Annotated in this window: 14 protein-coding genes, 1 tRNA gene and 1 rRNA gene; 10 read left to right on the top strand and 6 right to left on the bottom strand. The window is 51.7% G+C overall.

Annotation, left to right across the window (positions count from 1 at the left end):
- Window positions 1–5 precede the first annotated feature (5 nt).
- From groL to ACI2J2_RS13780, 3 genes are all read right to left on the bottom strand, one after another.
- A complete protein-coding gene (gene groL / locus ACI2J2_RS13790) occupies window positions 6–1652 on the bottom strand; it encodes a chaperonin GroEL (protein WP_037425911.1) in 1647 nt (548 codons plus the stop codon).
- 45 nt (window positions 1653–1697) lie between these two features.
- Complete coding sequence (locus ACI2J2_RS13785; protein WP_004952634.1) at window positions 1698–1991, bottom strand: co-chaperone GroES; 294 nt, start codon at window positions 1989–1991, stop codon at window positions 1698–1700.
- A 185-nt stretch (window positions 1992–2176) separates the two neighbouring features.
- Entirely contained in the window at window positions 2177–2668 is a 492-nt protein-coding gene (locus ACI2J2_RS13780) for an FxsA family protein (RefSeq protein WP_037425908.1), read from the bottom strand.
- Between the two features lie 346 nt (window positions 2669–3014).
- On the opposite strand from ACI2J2_RS13780, the gene aspA reads away from it, so the two are divergent.
- From aspA to ACI2J2_RS13750, 6 genes are all read left to right on the top strand, one after another.
- Window positions 3015–4451, top strand: coding sequence for an aspartate ammonia-lyase (gene aspA, locus ACI2J2_RS13775; RefSeq protein ID WP_209634255.1), 1437 nt, complete (start codon window positions 3015–3017; stop codon window positions 4449–4451).
- Between the two features lie 247 nt (window positions 4452–4698).
- Entirely contained in the window at window positions 4699–6000 is a 1302-nt protein-coding gene (locus ACI2J2_RS13770) for an anaerobic C4-dicarboxylate transporter (RefSeq protein WP_209634253.1), read from the top strand.
- 125 nt (window positions 6001–6125) lie between these two features.
- A complete protein-coding gene (gene cutA / locus ACI2J2_RS13765) occupies window positions 6126–6449 on the top strand; it encodes a divalent cation tolerance protein CutA (protein ID WP_265556258.1) in 324 nt (107 codons plus the stop codon).
- Entirely contained in the window at window positions 6425–8131 is a 1707-nt protein-coding gene (locus tag ACI2J2_RS13760) for a protein-disulfide reductase DsbD (RefSeq protein ID WP_404760300.1), read from the top strand. Before cutA ends, ACI2J2_RS13760 begins: the two co-directional genes overlap by 25 nt.
- Before the next feature lie 40 nt (window positions 8132–8171).
- Window positions 8172–8747 carry a transcriptional regulator gene (locus ACI2J2_RS13755; RefSeq protein WP_209634249.1) on the top strand — a complete coding sequence of 192 codons (576 nt, stop codon included), beginning with the start codon at window positions 8172–8174 and terminating at the stop codon, window positions 8745–8747.
- A gap of 159 nt (window positions 8748–8906) precedes the next feature.
- A tRNA-Phe gene (locus ACI2J2_RS13750) sits at window positions 8907–8982 on the top strand.
- Window positions 8983–9384: 402 nt separating this feature from the next.
- Here ACI2J2_RS13750 and ACI2J2_RS13745 read toward each other — a convergent pair.
- Window positions 9385–10131 (bottom strand): sulfite exporter TauE/SafE family protein, encoded by a 747-nt coding sequence (locus ACI2J2_RS13745; RefSeq protein ID WP_209635255.1) that lies wholly within the window; start codon window positions 10129–10131, stop codon window positions 9385–9387.
- Between the two features lie 189 nt (window positions 10132–10320).
- Here ACI2J2_RS13745 and actS point away from each other — a divergent pair, with 189 nt between their 5' ends.
- Window positions 10321–11073, top strand: a complete 753-nt coding sequence (gene actS, locus ACI2J2_RS13740; RefSeq protein ID WP_209634246.1) for an amidase activator ActS — start codon at window positions 10321–10323, stop codon at window positions 11071–11073.
- Window positions 11074–11139: 66 nt separating this feature from the next.
- Here actS and gltP read toward each other — a convergent pair whose 3' ends face one another.
- A complete protein-coding gene (gene gltP, locus ACI2J2_RS13735; protein WP_404760299.1) occupies window positions 11140–12456 on the bottom strand; it encodes a glutamate/aspartate:proton symporter GltP in 1317 nt (438 codons plus the stop codon).
- An 811-nt stretch (window positions 12457–13267) separates the two neighbouring features.
- Between gltP and acs the strand changes: the two genes are divergently transcribed.
- The 3 genes from acs (at window position 13268) to actP (ending at window position 17279) form a co-directional block, all read left to right on the top strand.
- Window positions 13268–15226: an acetate--CoA ligase gene (gene acs / locus ACI2J2_RS13730; protein WP_404760298.1), complete on the top strand. Its 1959-nt coding sequence runs from the start codon at window positions 13268–13270 to the stop codon at window positions 15224–15226.
- A gap of 92 nt (window positions 15227–15318) precedes the next feature.
- Entirely contained in the window at window positions 15319–15630 is a 312-nt protein-coding gene (locus ACI2J2_RS13725) for a DUF485 domain-containing protein (RefSeq protein WP_044553908.1), read from the top strand.
- Window positions 15627–17279: a cation/acetate symporter ActP gene (gene actP, locus ACI2J2_RS13720; protein WP_265557188.1), complete on the top strand. Its 1653-nt coding sequence runs from the start codon at window positions 15627–15629 to the stop codon at window positions 17277–17279. The genes ACI2J2_RS13725 and actP overlap by 4 nt, the downstream gene beginning before the upstream one ends.
- A gap of 190 nt (window positions 17280–17469) precedes the next feature.
- On the opposite strand, the gene rrf is transcribed toward actP, so the two are convergent.
- Window positions 17470–17555, bottom strand: a 5S ribosomal RNA gene (gene rrf, locus ACI2J2_RS13715); the annotation flags it as partial.

Raw genomic sequence — 17555 nt, 5'->3', positions numbered from 1 at the left:
GATGATTACATCATGCCGCCCATGCCGCCCATGCCACCCATACCGCCAGCGCCACCTAAATCAGGTGCATCACTTTTTGGCAGGTCGGTTACCATGCATTCGGTGGTGATCATCAGGCCAGCCACAGATGCCGCGTACTGCAGAGCAGAACGGGTTACTTTGGTTGGATCCAGGATACCCATCGCGATCATGTCGCCGTATTCTTCGGTGTAAGCGTTGTAGCCGTAGCTGCCTTCGCCTGCTTTCACGTTGTTCGCAATAACAGAAGCTTCTTCACCGGCGTTGATTACGATCTGACGCAGTGGGGATTCCATCGCGCGCAGTGCAACCTTGATACCGACGTTCTGGTCTTCGTTGTCGCCTTTCAGGTTAGCGATTTTGCTTGCTACACGGATCAGTGCAACACCACCACCCGCAACCACGCCTTCTTCAACCGCAGCACGGGTTGCGTGCAGGGCATCTTCAACGCGTGCTTTCTTCTCTTTCATTTCAACTTCAGTTGCTGCGCCAACTTTGATAACGGCAACGCCGCCAGCCAGTTTAGCGACACGCTCTTGCAGTTTTTCACGATCGTAGTCAGAGGTCGCTTCTTCGATCTGCTGACGGATCTGGGTAACGCGGCCTTTGATAGTCGCTTCGTCGCCCACGCCATCGATGATGATGGTGGTGTCTTTGTTGATAACAACACGCTTAGCTTGGCCCAGGTCTTCCAGGGTCGCTTTTTCCAGCTCCAGACCGATCTCTTCAGAGATAACGGTACCGGCAGTCAGGGTAGCGATGTCCTGCAGCATGGCTTTACGACGGTCACCGAAACCAGGTGCTTTAACCGCAGCCACTTTCACGATGCCGCGCATGGTGTTAACCACCAGGGTAGCCAGCGCTTCGCCTTCAACATCTTCAGCAATGATCAGCAGTGGTTTGCCCGCTTTCGCTACGGCTTCCAGTACTGGCAGCATTTCACGGATGTTGGAGATTTTCTTGTCAGCCAGCAGGATGAACGGGCTTTCCAGCTCAATAGAACCTGTTTCTGGTTTATTGATGAAGTATGGAGACAGGTAACCACGGTCGAACTGCATACCTTCAACCACGTCCAGCTCGTCTTGCAGGCCAGTGCCTTCTTCAACGGTAATGACGCCTTCTTTACCGACTTTTTCCATCGCTTCTGCAATCAGTTTACCCACGGTTTCGTCGGAGTTTGCAGAGATAGTGCCTACCTGAGCGATAGCTTTGGAGTCAGAGCAAGGTACGGACAGTTTTTTCAGCTCTTCAACAGCAGCGATAACCGCTTTGTCGATGCCGCGCTTCAGATCCATCGGGTTCATGCCGGCAGCGACTGCTTTCAGGCCTTCGGTGATGATGGATTGAGCCAGTACGGTTGCAGTGGTGGTACCGTCGCCTGCCGCGTCGTTCGCTTTAGAGGCAACTTCTTTCACCATTTGCGCACCCATGTTTTCAAACTTGTCTTCCAGTTCGATCTCACGAGCAACAGATACGCCATCTTTAGTGATGGTAGGAGCGCCGAAGGATTTATCCAGCACTACGTTACGGCCTTTCGGGCCCAGGGTCACTTTCACTGCATCAGCGAGAACATTCACACCGCGGAGCATTTTCACGCGAGCGTCATTGCCGAATTTTACGTCTTTAGCTGCCATTGGTATTTCCCTTCAACTCGTTCAGTTCAGAAGATAAAAGCGTAATTACGCTTCAACAATTGCCAGAATGTCGCTTTCGGACATGATCAACACTTCTTCATTGTCGATCTTCTCTGCTTTCACGCCGTAGCCGTCGTTGAAAATCACGATATCGCCAACTTTTACATCCAGCGGCTGGATGTTGCCGCTTTCCAGAACACGTCCTTTACCAACTGCAACTACTTCACCACGAGTAGATTTACCCGCTGCAGAGCCAGTCAGAACGATGCCGCCAGCAGATTTTGATTCAACTTCTTTGCGCTTGACGATAACGCGGTCATGCAATGGACGAATACTCATTGAACGCTCTCCTGTAAGAAGGTCTCTATCAGATTTAGGGTTGTCACCGGATTGTGATTACCGGCCTCGTGGAATTTGAAATGGGGGCATTCCATTCCCCTTCAAGGGGCCGGCCAAAAAAATTTTCGCTTTTAATGGCAATACTGGGCTACCGATACAAAAAACGCGGCCTGAGCCGCGTTTTTTCAGCGATCGTTACGCTTGTCATGATCGTCAGGTTGGTGATCCAACGTATAACGATCGTCATTCTTACGCTGAAACTCACCGTCGAAAGTGTTGCCATTAGCAGCGTCGCCCCCTTGCCCCCAACCGCCTGGGCGGTAGACGGACAGATGCGGCATCAACTTAAGCGTCAGCGACTTCTGCACGGGCGGCAGCAGCAACAACAGACCGAGGAAGTCGGTAAAAAACCCTGGGACAAGCAGCAGGAAACCCGCCAGCACCAGCGAAACACTCTTCACCATTTCCGCTGCCGGGCTTTCACCGGCAGCCAGTTTCTGTTGCATTTGCATGAAGGTTTTCATGCCCTGATTGCGTACCAGCGAAATGCCGACGCAGGAGGTGAACACCACCAGCAACAGAGTAATTGCCACACCCAATACGGCGGCAACTTTGATAAATAAAGATATTTCTATGTAAGCCAACAGAAATATCAGCAGTAACGGTAACCAGCGCACCTGGTTCTCCTCTGGTAGCGTTGCGGAGCCGCACACTGGCGACGACGCGGAAAAAGAGGCCGGTAAACGGCCGACCTCAATACAATGGGGTCAGCCGGTAGCCATTTCAACCAAAGACCCTTTTTTATTGCTAAAGTGAGTAAACGTGAATGAGATCACAGAACACGAAACACGTGATTTAAGAAGGCCCAGAAGGTGATCTGGATTCAGTCATTTATTACTAACCAGCATATGATCTGGGCAGCAACGGGCACTATGGTTAATCGTTTCACGCCTGAAGCCTTCGGCAACATAATTTGGTTACCTGACAATTAATTAATTCGGCAGCAATTTAAAGAAGGTTCTCATGTCAAATAACATTCGTATCGAAGAAGACCTGTTAGGAACACGTGAAGTCCCCGCAGAAGCCTATTACGGTGTTCACACTCTGCGTGCGATTGAAAACTTCTATATCAGCAACAGCAAAATCAGTGATGTGCCCGAATTTGTTCGTGGCATGGTGATGGTAAAAAAAGCCGCAGCGATGGCGAATAAAGAACTAAAAACCATTCCGCGCAAAATCGCTGATGTCATCATCCAGGCCTGTGATGAAGTGCTGGATAAAGGCAAATGCATGGACCAGTTCCCAGTAGACGTGTTCCAGGGCGGCGCCGGCACGTCTCTGAACATGAATACCAACGAAGTACTGGCGAACATCGGCCTGGAACTGATGGGGCATCAGAAAGGGGAATATCAATACCTGAACCCTAACGACCACCTCAACAAATGCCAATCCACTAACGACGCCTACCCAACCGGTTTCCGCATTGCCGTTTATGCCTCCAACCAAAAGCTGATCGACGCCATCAACCAACTGCGCGAAGGTTTTGACCATAAAGCCAAGGAATTTGAAAACATCCTGAAAATGGGGCGTACCCAACTGCAGGATGCCGTCCCTATGACGTTGGGTCAGGAATTCCACGCTTTCAGCGTTTTGCTGAAAGAAGAAACCCGCAACTTGCATCGCACTGCTGAGCTCTTGCTGGAAGTGAACCTGGGTGCCACCGCGATTGGTACGGCGCTCAACACGCCTGAAGGCTACCCACAATTGGCCGTACAGAAACTGGCAGAGGTCAGTAACTTGCCGGTCGTGCCCGCCGAAGATTTGATCGAAGCCACCTCAGACTGCGGCGCTTATGTGATGGTACACAGCGCACTGAAACGCCTGGCGGTTAAACTGTCTAAAATCTGTAATGACCTGCGCCTGCTATCTTCAGGCCCTCGTGCCGGCTTGAACGAGATCAACCTGCCGGAACTGCAGGCAGGCTCCTCAATCATGCCAGCCAAGGTGAACCCGGTTGTACCGGAAGTGGTCAATCAAGTGTGTTTCAAGGTGATTGGCAACGACACTTGCGTTACCATGGCGGCCGAAGCAGGCCAACTGCAGTTGAACGTGATGGAACCGGTCATTGGCCAGGCCATGTTCGAGTCTATCCATATACTGACCAACGCATGTTATAACCTGCTGGAAAAATGCATTAACGGCATCACCGCGAATAAAGAAGTGTGCGAACACTACGTCTTCAATTCTATCGGTATCGTCACCTATCTGAACCCGTTCATTGGCCACCATAATGGTGACATCGTCGGGAAGATCTGCGCCGAAACAGGTAAAACCGTACGTGAAGTCGTATTGGAACGCGGTCTGCTGACGGAAGCCGAGCTGGATGACATCTTCTCCGTGGAGAACTTGATGCACCCGGCCTATAAAGCCAAACGCTATACGGATGAAAATGAACAATAGCAGATACACCCGGTAGCCCAAAAAGGCACGCTAAATCCCCTGGATAGCGTGCCTTTTTACTTTCCATCGCCCACAAAAATTTAACTTTTTATTTTCAATTTACACCCAAAATAATTGGGGCTGCATCAAGGCGGCAAGAGGGAATCCCAAGAGCTTACTCAAATAAGTGACTGGGGTGAGTACTGACAGCCAACGCAGATGCGGCTTTAAAAATGCAGGGTATAGCTCACTTTAAGGAGTAGACACTATGTTAGCCGTAGAATTGGTTATCGTTCTGCTGGCCATTTTTTTAGGGGCCAGGCTGGGCGGTATCGGAATTGGATTTGCAGGCGGACTCGGGGTTTTGGTCTTGGCGCTGATTGGCGTGAAGCCAGGTAGCATCCCTTTCGACGTGATTTCCATCATCATGGCTGTGATTGCCGCGATCTCGGCAATGCAGGTCGCGGGCGGTATGGATTACCTGGTGCAGCAAACTGAAAAACTGCTGCGCAAGAATCCAAAACACATCACGATCTTAGCGCCGATCGTCACCTATTTTCTGACCATCTTCGCCGGTACCGGCAACATCTCTCTTTCTGCACTGCCCGTCATTGCAGAAGTGGCGAAAGAACAGGGCATTAAGCCTTGCCGCCCGCTGTCTACCGCAGTGGTTTCCGCTCAAATTGCCATCACCGCATCCCCCATTTCGGCGGCTGTAGTTTACATGTCTTCCGTGATGGAAGGCCACGGCGTCAGCTATCTGCACCTGCTGATGGTGGTCATGCCTTCAACTTTCTGTGCCGTACTGGTGATGTCGTTGCTGGTGAGTTGGCTGTTCGACTCTAAATTGTCTGACGACCCGGTTTACCTGAAACGCCTTGAAGAAGGCCTGGTGACACTGCGCGGCAACAAGGTAATGGAAATCAAACCGCGCGCCAAAGTCTCGGTATTGCTGTTCCTGCTGGGCGTGTTGTGCGTGGTAGCCTACGCCATCATCAACAGCCCAGGCTTGGGCCTGGTGGCAAAACCCTTGATGAACACCACCAATGCGATTTTGATCATCATGCTGAGCGTCGCCACCCTGACGACCCTGCTGTGTCGCGTCGATACTGATGCAGTGCTGAACTCCAGCACCTTCAAGGCCGGTATGAGCGCCTGTATCTGTATTCTGGGCGTAGCCTGGTTGGGCGATACTTTCGTGCAGGCCAATATTGATTGGATCAAAGAGACAGCGGGTAGCGTGATTCAGTCACACCCATGGCTGCTGGCAGTGATCTTCTTCTTCTGCTCTGCGCTGCTGTACTCTCAGGCCGCCACTGCCAAGGCATTGATGCCAATGGCGCTGGCGCTGAATGTATCCCCCTTGACCGCCGTGGCATCCTTCGCTGCCGTCTCGGGCCTGTTCATCCTGCCGACCTACCCTACGCTGGTCGCGGCAGTGCAGATGGATGACACCGGCACAACGCGCATTGGGCGCTTTGTCTTTAACCACCCGTTCTTTATCCCCGGCACCATCGGCGTGATATTGGCGGTGCTGTTCGGCTTCCTGCTGGGCGGCGTAATGCTGTAATGCTCTCACCGGGGCTTACCGCCCCGGTTTCCTCCAATCCTGCCCCACTGGCGATAAACTCGCCTTCTAGCCAACCGTCCTTCAAGGTATAGTGCCCACTGATAATTTGGATGAGAGGGCCGAAGATGTCTGACTGCGAAGCTATCGTCATACTCTGCACCGCACCCGATGAGGCCACGGCACAAGACCTGGCAGCCCGGGTATTGGGAGAAAAGCTGGCGGCCTGCGCCACACTGCTACCCGGCGCATCATCGTTGTACTACTGGGAAGGGAAACTGGAGCAGGAGTACGAAGTGCAAATGCTGTTCAAAAGCGATCGCCACCACCAAGACGCCCTGCTCAACTACGTGAAACAACATCACCCGTACCAAACGCCCGAGCTACTGGTACTGCCGGTGATGGCTGGAGATAAAGACTACCTGTTATGGATCAACGCCTCATTAAATTGATATTCCTGCTTTGCAGCCTGTTTTTTTTGCCACAGGCGGCTCAGGCCTCGTTGTTCACCCAAAAGGGTGGCAGCCAATTCGTGCCCGTCGATCAGGCATTTGCCTTTGATTTTAAGCAGCAAGGCCACCAGCTCACGCTAAACTGGCAAATCCGCCCCGGATATTACCTGTACCGCCAGCAGATCAAACTGGTACCACAGCAGGTGACGTTAGGCGCCTTTACGCTGCCTGCCGGGCTGAGCCATAAAGATGAGTTCTTCGGCGAAGTGGCCATTTTCAAGCAGCAGCTTACTCTGCCCATTCCCCTGCGGCAGGCTGCCAGTGGCGCCAGTGTGAGTGTGACTTATCAGGGCTGCGCCGAAGCGGGTTTCTGCTACCCACCGGAAACACGGGTGATCCCTTTGGATGCCGTAAGTGCCGTCACCGCGCCGCCTGCCGTTGCGCCTGAAGCACCTGCGCCGGCTGGTCTGCCATTTTCCCCGCTGTGGGCACTGCTGATTGGTATTGGTATTGCCTTTACCCCCTGTGTACTGCCGATGTACCCCTTGATTTCCGGCATCATCCTTGGGCGAGAAAAACCGCACAGCAGTGGACGCATACTGGCACTGGCGGTGGTGTATGTTCAGGGCATGGCGCTGACCTACACCCTGCTGGGTTTAGTGGTTGCGGCCGCCGGGCTACAGTTCCAGGCAGCACTGCAACACCCCTATGTTCTCATCGGCCTGTCGATACTGTTTATCGCTTTGGCTTTGTCGATGTTCGGTCTGTATTCGCTGCAGTTGCCGTCTTCACTGCAAACACGGCTGGCGGGCTGGAGCAACACCCAACAAGGCGGCTCTCTGCCTGGCGTGTTCCTGATGGGTGCGCTGGCTGGGCTGATTTGTTCTCCCTGCACTACCGCGCCGCTCAGCGCTATCCTGCTGTACATTGCCCAAAGCGGTAACATGTGGGCAGGCGGCGGTACGTTGTACCTCTATGCGTTAGGCATGGGTATCCCGCTGGTGCTGGTGACCCTGTTCGGCAATCGCCTGTTGCCGCGCAGCGGCCCATGGATGCAGTATGTCAAAGAAGCCTTTGGCTTTGTGATCCTGGCGCTGCCTGTATTCTTGCTGGAACGTGTCATTGGCGAGCCATGGGGGCTACGGTTGTGGAGCCTGCTCGGCCTGGCGTTCTTTGGTTGGGCATTCACGTTGAGTCTGAAAACCTCCCGCGGCTGGGGGCGTGCATTGCAATTACTCCTGCTGGCAGCGGCAGTGATTACTGCACGCCCGCTCCAAGACTGGGCGTTTGGTGCCAATAGCGCACAGCAAGCTGCAGTGCAACATTTGAAGTTCACACGTATTAGTAACGTAGAAGAGCTCAATCTTGCGCTGCAACAGGCGCAAGGGAAGCCAGTAATGCTGGATCTGTACGCTGATTGGTGTGTAGCCTGCAAGGAGTTCGAAAAGTACACATTCAGCGATACCGCGGTTCAGTCTACGCTTTCCAATACAGTGCTACTGCAGGCCGATGTGACCGCCAACAATACCGAGCAGGTCGCGCTTCTCAAACACCTAAAAGTCTTGGGATTACCGACAATTCTGTTCTTTAATGGTGTCGGGCAAGAGTTAACAAACCAACGAGTAACCGGATTTATGGATGCAACGGCATTCAACGCGCATTTGCAGAAAGTGGTGCAATAAATAACACTGAATTTCAGAACCGAATTTGGAGGGAGCACAAGTGCAACGTGAACACGTTCTTGATACGGCACTGGGGCTGTTAGAACAACAGGGCCTGGCGACCGCCACACTAGAAATGCTGGCAGATAAACTCGACGTGCAACCGGGTGACCTAAAGCGATTCTGGCCGGATCGCGAAGCATTGTTGTATGACTGCCTGCGTTATCACGGTCAGCAAATTGACACCTGGCGCCGCCAACTCTTGCTGGACGAAACCCTGAGCCCACAGCAAAAACTGCTGGCGCGATATGACGTTCTGGAAGAATACGTCAAACATGACCGCTACCCGGGTTGCCTGTTTATTGCCGCCTGCAGTTTCTTCCCAGAGGTGGACCACCCGATCCACCAGCTAGCGGAACAGCAGAAGCTGACATCGTTGGATCTGACCCGTGATCTACTCCGTGAAATGGACGCCGATGACGCCGACATGGTGGCACAGCAGATGGAGCTGATTCAGGAGGGTTGCCTGAGTAAACTGCTGGTAAAACGTCAGCTACAGGACGTATCTGTCGCTAAGCGACTGGCGGAAGACATCTTACAGGTGGCCCAGTGCCGCAGAAACGGGGCATTAAGCTGAATTCACTCCCGGCGGCACACAGCCGCCGCAGAGCGTCGACAGTTTTGGACCAAATTTCACGCCCTTTGACCGAAAAGCCAGCAACCAGACGCATTTTGGCTGATTTCGTTGAGAAAGCCGTTGACTGCCTTCGGCCAATACGGTTTAATGCTGCGCGTTGCCCGGATAGCTCAGTCGGTAGAGCAGGGGATTGAAAATCCCCGTGTCCTTGGTTCGATTCCGAGTCCGGGCACCACTATTTAGAAGAACCCGCCTATGGCGGGTTTTTTGCTTTCCGAGATACGGACTCTCCATCGAACTCCGTTCGATTATTCGGCCACAGGCCTCACCCTACGGGCCAACGCTAAAGCGTTGTTCAACACGGCGCCAGCGCCTGTTGTCCGAATCCGGGCACCACTATTTAGAAGAACCCGCCTATGGCGGTTTTTTTGCTTTCTGAGATACGGACTCTCCATCGAACTTCGTTCGATTATTCGGCCACAGGCCTCACCCTACGGGCCAACGCTAAAGCGTTGTTCAACACGGCGCCAGCGCCGGTTGTCCGAGTCCGGGCACCACTATTTAGAAGAACCCGCCTATGGCGGGTTTTTTGCTTTCTGAGATACGGACTCTCCATCGACCAGCCACGCGATCATTGTTAACTAAAGTACCTGACAATCAGCATGGTCCCCGAAGCCAGCAAAATAATATTGATAATCCTGAGGAACTGCTCACGCGACATTCTGAGGGTGAAATGCCGGCCCAAGGTAATACCCACCAACATTCCCGGCACCAGCGCTAATGCCAACAATAATAAGTCCACATCCAGATAAACACCGGCAACAGCAAAAATGATCACACGGGTCAGAGTGCTCAGACCAATCAGCGTGGTCTGAGTTATGCGAAAAGCCTCTTTTTTTTCAATTCGACCACTGAGATAGATCGCGTAAATAAAGCCGCCGCTCCCGAAAAGTGCGCTGAATATCCCCCCAATCAAACCAAAGGGCACTGAAGCCTTGGGCGACAATTGCCGAACCGGTTTTACGCCACTGAGAGAATAGACAGCGTAAAACACGACAAAAATCCCCAACGCCAGCAACAGTATCTCTGGCCGGGACTTCAGCAAGATAGCCGCCCCCAACAGGCTGCCGATGACCATTAATGGCACCAGCCGTTTCAATTCCGACCATTGCGCATTACGCCCATCACGACTGACATTGATAACAGCCGCACACATATCCAACAGCGCCAACAAAGGGACAATTTTCGCCACCGGAATATAAAGCGCCATCACAGGACTGGCGATCAGCGCAGAGCCAAAACCAGCGATGCCAAAGATGACATAAGCCACTAATAATGTGCCTGCCAGTACCAGATAACTCGAGAGCGTTAAGGTATCGTACATATTATTTTTTCCAATCCATGAAAATTCTTGAGCTGCACGAGAAATGCCGTGTCTTAGCGGGCTCAGCTCCCTGCAGCCCAAGTCCTGAAAAAACTTAGCCTATGGCGGCGTTTTTGACCACCTGACCGTTGGTGTTACTATATGTAGATCACTATGAAGCGCGACGACGTTTAAGGACGATATTTGAGTATGGGAAGCACATTCGCTGTATGGCGGCTGATCGCCGTGTGCGTGGTCAGTCTGGGATTATTGGGGTGCGGCTCCGGAAAAAAATCGAACAGCTACAACCGCGATTATGATCAATTAGCCAGAGGCAGCTATAACGGCAACACCTATACCGTCAAGCGCGGCGATACGCTGTTTTATATTGCCTGGATCACCAACAGCGAAGTCAGTGAGTTAGCCCGACGCAATAAAATTCCCAAACCTTACAACCTCGAGATTGGCCAAAAGCTGGCGTTAAATAACGCGACGGCGAAGAAAGGCAAATCGCGCAAAACACAGTCCACCAGCCAAATCGCAGCAGTGGCACCACCGCCAATCCGCAGCAGCATTAAATGCTGGCGTTGGCCAACTCAGGGCAATATCGTCAGTAAATATTCTACGGCAGACGGCGGTAACAAAGGCATTGATATTGCCGGTAACCGTGGCCAGCCCGTGTTTGCGGCAGCCAAAGGTCGCGTGGTGTACGTTGGCAATCAGCTGCGAGGTTATGGCAACCTGATTATGATCAAACACAATGATGAGTACATCAGTGCCTATGCCCATAACAATACCCTGCTGGTTAGCAACGCTCAGGAAGTAAAAGCCGGACAGAAAATTGCCACCATGGGGAGTACGGGCACCGACAAGGTGATGCTGCACTTCCAAATCCGTTATCGTGCCACCGCATTGGATCCGCTCCGCTTCTTGCCAGCTCAAGGCACTGCACCTGCCTGCTGATTCCTCACCGGAATAAAGACAAAAAACCCGCACAAGGCGGGTTTTTCATAGCAAACCAAGTGGCTGTTAAGACTCTTTGACCTGCTTGACGTCACCGGACAAGAACGCCTGCTCGTAAGCACGCGCCTTTTTACTGTCGAACTGGTGCTCCCATTTTGCGACCACCAGTACTGCCAATGCATTGCCCACTACATTCAGAGCCGTACGCGCCATATCCAGGATACGGTCAACGCCGGCAATAAATGCCAATCCTTCCAGTGGGATCCCCACACTGCCCAGTGTTGCCAGCAGCACCACAAAGGAAACGCCCGGCACGCCGGCAATGCCCTTCGAGGTCAGCATCAACGTCACCACCAAGACGACTTCCTGCCCCAGGGAGAGCTCAATTCCGTACAGCTGTGCAATAAAGATGGCCGCAATGCTTTGGTACAGCGTAGAACCGTCCAAATTGAAAGAGTAACCGGTCGGCACCACAAAGCTGGTGATGGCTTTCGGTGCGCCATACGCTTCCATCTTTTCAATGATACGCGGCAGTACCGTTTCCGAACTGGCGGTGGAGAAGGCCAGGATCAATTCATCTTTCAGGATGCGAATCAGCGTCCAAATACGCAGATTGCACAGCCGGGCCACTGCACCCAGCACTACCAAGGCGAAGAAGGCTATGGCGAAATACACCAGCAAGACCAACTTGGCCAACGGCAACAATGAGGCAAAGCCAAAGTTGGCGACCGTCACTGAGATCAGACCAAACACCCCGATCGGCGCATAGCGCATGATCATATGGGTCACTTTGAACATGCTTTCGGAAATGGCTTTAAATACCTTCAGCAACGGCTCTTTGGTTTCTTTGGGTAATGACGACAAACCAAGACCAAACAACACCGAGAAGAAGATAATCGGTAGCATGTCGCCTTTTGCCATTGAGGCAAAGACGTTTGAGGGAATCAACGACAAAATGGTCGCCACCAGGCTATGTGAACCACTTTGTACCTGTTCCGTGGTTTTTTCATATTGCGAGATATCGACCGCAGTCAGCGTCGACATATCGATGCCATGGCCGGGTTGAAAAACATTAGCTAACGTCAGCCCCACAACGATGGCAATCGTTGTGATCACTTCGAAGTAAATAATGGTTTTCAATCCGAGCCGACCTAACTTCTTCGCATCCCCTACCCCGGCGATGCCCAAAACCAATGTCGAAATAACAATCGGGACCACAATCATCTTAATCAAGCGAATAAATATATCACCAGCCGGACTAAGAATATTACTGACCAACCACTCACGTGACTCGCTTTGATTATGGAGCACCGCCCCGACAATAATACCCAGCACCAGTGCGATAAGGATTTGCCAAGCAAGACTGACTTTTACACTTTTCATACCCAAAAAGTCCTCAAAGGCTCTTTTCGTCGTATTTATCTTAACGCGACGAAAAAAGCACTTAATCATTTAATACAGGCTTATGTTAATAACCAAGAAGCGATCACCTGCCCTTAATGTGCCGCTATCTAAATCTGTACCATCTGAGTGGCATGGTCTGCAAGCCTTGTTTTATATGACTTTAGTGCAAAATTTAATCTAAAGTAAGTTTGGCATTCATTTCAAGCCACATAACTTGTTGTTATTAACAGCATAATTTTATGTGATAGGCATCACAAAATTATCGTGCGTCGAGATATTTAAAATCAGAAAATATGCGTTAATTTTGCATATTTAGTCCAACAATGATGTTTATATTATGTTGCGTAAAGGTTTTAAAAATGAGAATTATCCGGAATGGATAATAAGTATCGGTAATTAATAACGGCCCAAAAGTGATTGTTTGTTATAAATACCCTCTGACAAGCAAAACATTAATATCAACATCGAATATTAATGAAAATCTATGTTCCATAATGGTTTAAAAGAGCGTTAATTCAGTCGGTGGTATATCTACTATTCTCTATAGAAAGAATTTATCGCCGAAGTGTTTATTCTTTTTAGTTCTTTAGATCGTGTTTTCTGACTAAAAGCTCCTATCTAACCCTTTTCTCCCACCAAGCAGGCAGATGCCCAACGCAAATGAGGCAGAACTATTACAAATCAATATCTTCGTTGCGTGATCTGCCGCGCAAAAAAGAAACAAAGAATCGGAGCAAACTATACTTAACCTTCAGTTGACATATCATTAACAACTTCAAGGAGAAAAGCTATGAGCCAAGTGCATAAACACGCTATTCCTTCTGCAATTGCAGAACACGCCCTGATTAATCCGACACAATATCAACAATATTATCAACAGTCTGTGCAAGAGCCAGAAGCCTTCTGGGGCGAACAGGGAAAAATCCTGGATTGGATGAAACCCTATAGCCGGGTAAAGAATACTTCATTCGATCCGGGCCATATCAGCATCCGCTGGTTTGAGGACGGTACGCTAAACCTGGCGGCCAACTGCCTCGATCGCCATCTGGCCGAACGCGGTGACCAAACGGCGATTATCTGGGAAGGTGACGATCCTACTCAGTCAAAACAAGTGACATACAAACAACTGCATCACGATGTCTGCCAATTCGCCAACGTGCTGAAAAAGCTGGGTGTCAAAAAAGGCGACGTCGTAGCTATCTATATGCCAATGGTGCCTGAAGCCGCTGTCGCCATGCTGGCCTGTGCCCGAATAGGGGCCGTGCATTCGGTTATCTTTGGCGGTTTCTCACCGGAAGCGGTAGCCGGCCGTATTATCGACTCTAATTCCAAGTTGGTTATCACCGCTGATGAAGGTCTGCGCGCCGGACGTGCCGTGCCGCTGAAGAAAAATGTCGATGATGCGCTAAAGAATCCAGGTGTGAAAAGCATCACCAATGTCGTCGTGTTCCAGCGCACCGGCAAACCAGGCTACTGGCAGGAAGGGCGTGACCTGTGGTGGCATGAACTTACCCAAGGTGTTTCAGCCGATTGCCCACCAGAAGAGATGAACGCGGAAGATCCGCTGTTTATCCTTTATACCTCCGGCTCGACCGGTAAACCCAAGGGCGTGCTGCACACTACCGGCGGTTATCTGGTGTATGCCGCAATGACCTTTAAGTATGTGTTTGATTACCATGATGGCGACGTGTACTGGTGCACCGCCGATGTTGGCTGGGTCACTGGGCACAGTTATCTGTTATATGGCCCACTAGCCTGCGGTGCCATTACCCTGATGTTTGAAGGGGTCCCGAATTACCCTGGCGTAAACCGTCTGTCTCAGGTCATCGACAAACATCAGGTCAATATCCTGTACACCGCGCCGACGGCCATACGCGCCCTGATGGCTGAAGGTGACAAGGCGATTGAAGGCACCAAGCGCGACTCACTGCGCATCATGGGGTCGGTCGGTGAGCCAATCAACCCAGAAGCCTGGGAGTGGTATTACAATAAAATCGGCAACGGTAAATGCCCGATCGTCGACACCTGGTGGCAGACAGAAACCGGTGGTTTTATGATCACGCCACTGCCTGGAGCCACCGAGTTAAAAGCAGGGTCCGCGACGCGGCCATTCTTTGGCGTACAGCCCGCGCTGGTTGATAACATAGGTACACTGCAGGAAGGTGCCTGTGAAGGTAATCTGGTGATCACCGATTCCTGGCCTGGCCAGGCACGTACTCTGTTTGGTGATCACGATCGCTTCGAGCAAACTTACTTCTCCACCTTTAAAGGCATGTATTTCAGCGGGGACGGCGCACGCCGTGACGAGGATGGCTATTACTGGATCACCGGCCGCGTCGACGACGTGCTGAACGTATCCGGCCACCGTTTGGGCACTGCCGAGATCGAATCAGCTCTGGTCTCACACCCGAAAATCGCTGAAGCCGCAGTAGTGGGTATCCCCCATAACATTAAAGGCCAGGCGATTTACGCCTATATCACACTGAATCATGGCGAAGAACCTTCACCAGAGCTCTATACCGAAGTACGTAACTGGGTACGCAAAGAGATAGGGCCGATCGCCACGCCGGATGTACTGCACTGGACAGACTCCCTGCCCAAGACGCGTTCCGGCAAGATCATGCGCCGCATCCTGCGCAAAATTGCCGCTGGCGATACCAGCAACCTGGGGGACACCTCAACGCTGGCTGATCCGGCTGTAGTCGACAAGCTGTTGGAAGAAAAACAATCAATGAAAGTGCCGTCATAATTTACGCCGCCTCTGGCCGATCAAAGGGGAAATAACCCGATGATCGGCTTCAAGCGCGGCGCATTCGTTCAATACCTACTGGAGACACTCTGATGAATGACACCATTTATCAAGGGATTGAGGAAAACCCGCGCTTTATAGAGCTGGTGCGTAAACGTAGCCGATTTGCCTGGCTGCTCTCGTTGATTACGCTCGCGCTGTATGTTGGCTTTATTCTATTGATCGCTTTCGATCCTCAGTGGTTGGGTACACCGATCGCAGAAGGATCGACCATTACCCGTGGGATCCCGGTAGGCGTTGGCCTGATCGTAATCTCTTTTGTACTCACTGGGATCTACGTATTTCGCGCCAACGGCGAATTCGATCGCCTGACTGCAGAAGTCCTGCGTGAGGTGAAGAAATGAAGCGTTTACTGTCTGCCGCTACTCTGCTGGCCCTACCGGGCATGGCCTTTGCCGATGCCATTGGTGGTGAAGTAAAGCGCCAACCGTTGAACATACAGGCGATCGTCATGTTCGTGCTGTTTGTTGGCGCCACGCTTTACATCACCTATTGGGCTTCCAAACGCACCCGTTCGCGCCAGGATTACTACACCGCTGGCGGGAAAATTACCGGCCTGCAAAACGGCCTGGCTATTGCTGGCGACTTTATGTCGGCAGCCTCTTTCCTCGGTATTTCCGCACTGGTGTATACCTCAGGCTATGACGGGCTGATTTACTCCATCGGCTTCCTGATCGGTTGGCCAATCATTTTGTTCCTGATTGCAGAACGCCTGCGTAACCTGGGCCGTTATACTTTTGCGGATGTAGCATCCTACCGCCTGAAACAAAAACCGATCCGCACGCTCTCCGCCTGCGGCTCTTTGGTGGTGGTAGCGCTATACCTGATTGCGCAAATGGTGGGTGCCGGCAAACTGATCCAGTTGTTGTTCGGCCTGAACTACCATGTCGCCGTCATTCTGGTCGGCATTCTGATGGTGTTGTACGTACTGTTTGGCGGCATGCTGGCCACCACCTGGGTACAGATTATCAAAGCGGTATTATTGTTGGCAGGCGCCAGCTTTATGGCACTGATGGTAATGAAATCGGTTAATTTCGACTTCAATACCCTGTTCGCTGAAGCCGTGAAGGTACATCCGAAAGGTATCGCCATTATGAGCCCTGGAGGACTGGTCTCTGATCCTATTTCAGCGCTTTCTTTAGGGTTAGCTCTGATGTTTGGTACCGCCGGTCTGCCGCATATTCTGATGCGTTTCTTTACCGTCAGTGATGCAAAAGAGGCCCGTAAGAGCGTGTTCTATGCCACCGGCTTTATTGGTTATTTTTATATCCTGACCTTTATTATCGGCTTCGGTGCCATTCTGTTAGTTAGCCCTAACCCAGCGTTCAAAGACGCTACCGGGGCGCTGCTGGGCGGAACTAATATGGCAGCAGTGCATTTGGCTAATGCCGTGGGCGGCAACTTCTTCCTCGGCTTTATCTCAGCCGTCGCCTTTGCCACCATTCTGGCGGTAGTTGCCGGCCTGACCCTGGCGGGCGCCTCTGCGGTATCCCATGATTTGTACGCCAGCGTGATTAAAAACGGCAAAGCGACTGAACGTGACGAACTGCGGGTTTCCAAGATTACCGTGGTGGTCTTGGGTATCGTGGCAATAGCGCTGGGGATTTTGTTCGAGAAACAGAATATTGCCTTTATGGTCGGGTTGGCCTTCTCAATCGCGGCCAGTTGCAACTTCCCGATTATCATTCTTTCAATGTATTGGTCACGTCTGACGACCCGTGGCGCCATGATTGGCGGCTGGTTAGGGTTGTTGACGGCTGTGATCTTGATGATCCTCGGCCCAACGATCTGGGTGCAAATCCTCGGTCATGAGAAACCCATTTATCCGTATGAATATCCGGCATTGTTCTCGATGATCGTGGCCTTTGTCGGCACTTGGCTGTTCTCGGTTACCGACAGTTCTCTGGCCGGACAGCAAGAACGTGAGCGCTTCCGTGCCCAGTTTGTTCGTTCGCAAACCGGATTGGGGATCTCACAAGGTAGCTCGCATTAACGAATAATAAGTGAAAAAAGCAAACACACCCTAATCAAAGGCCCTTCGGGGCCTTTTCTCTTGGCGGATGATGACTGACGCGGCTACTGGAGAGGTATCTGTATCAGAGGCGCAGCGTAGCTGCGTAATCTTTTTCTTTCGCACACAGCAAAAAGGCCATCCTTGCGGATGGCCTCTTGGCTTAATTGATGCCTGGCAGTGTCCTACTCTCGCATGGGGAGACCCCACACTACCATCGGCGCTACGGCGTTTCACTTCTGAGTTCGGCATGGGGTC

The sequence above is a fragment of the Serratia sp. NPDC087055 genome (assembly GCF_044900985.1).
GTDB lineage: Bacteria > Pseudomonadota > Gammaproteobacteria > Enterobacterales > Enterobacteriaceae > Serratia.
This window is presented reverse-complemented; position numbering and strand designations above follow the sequence as displayed.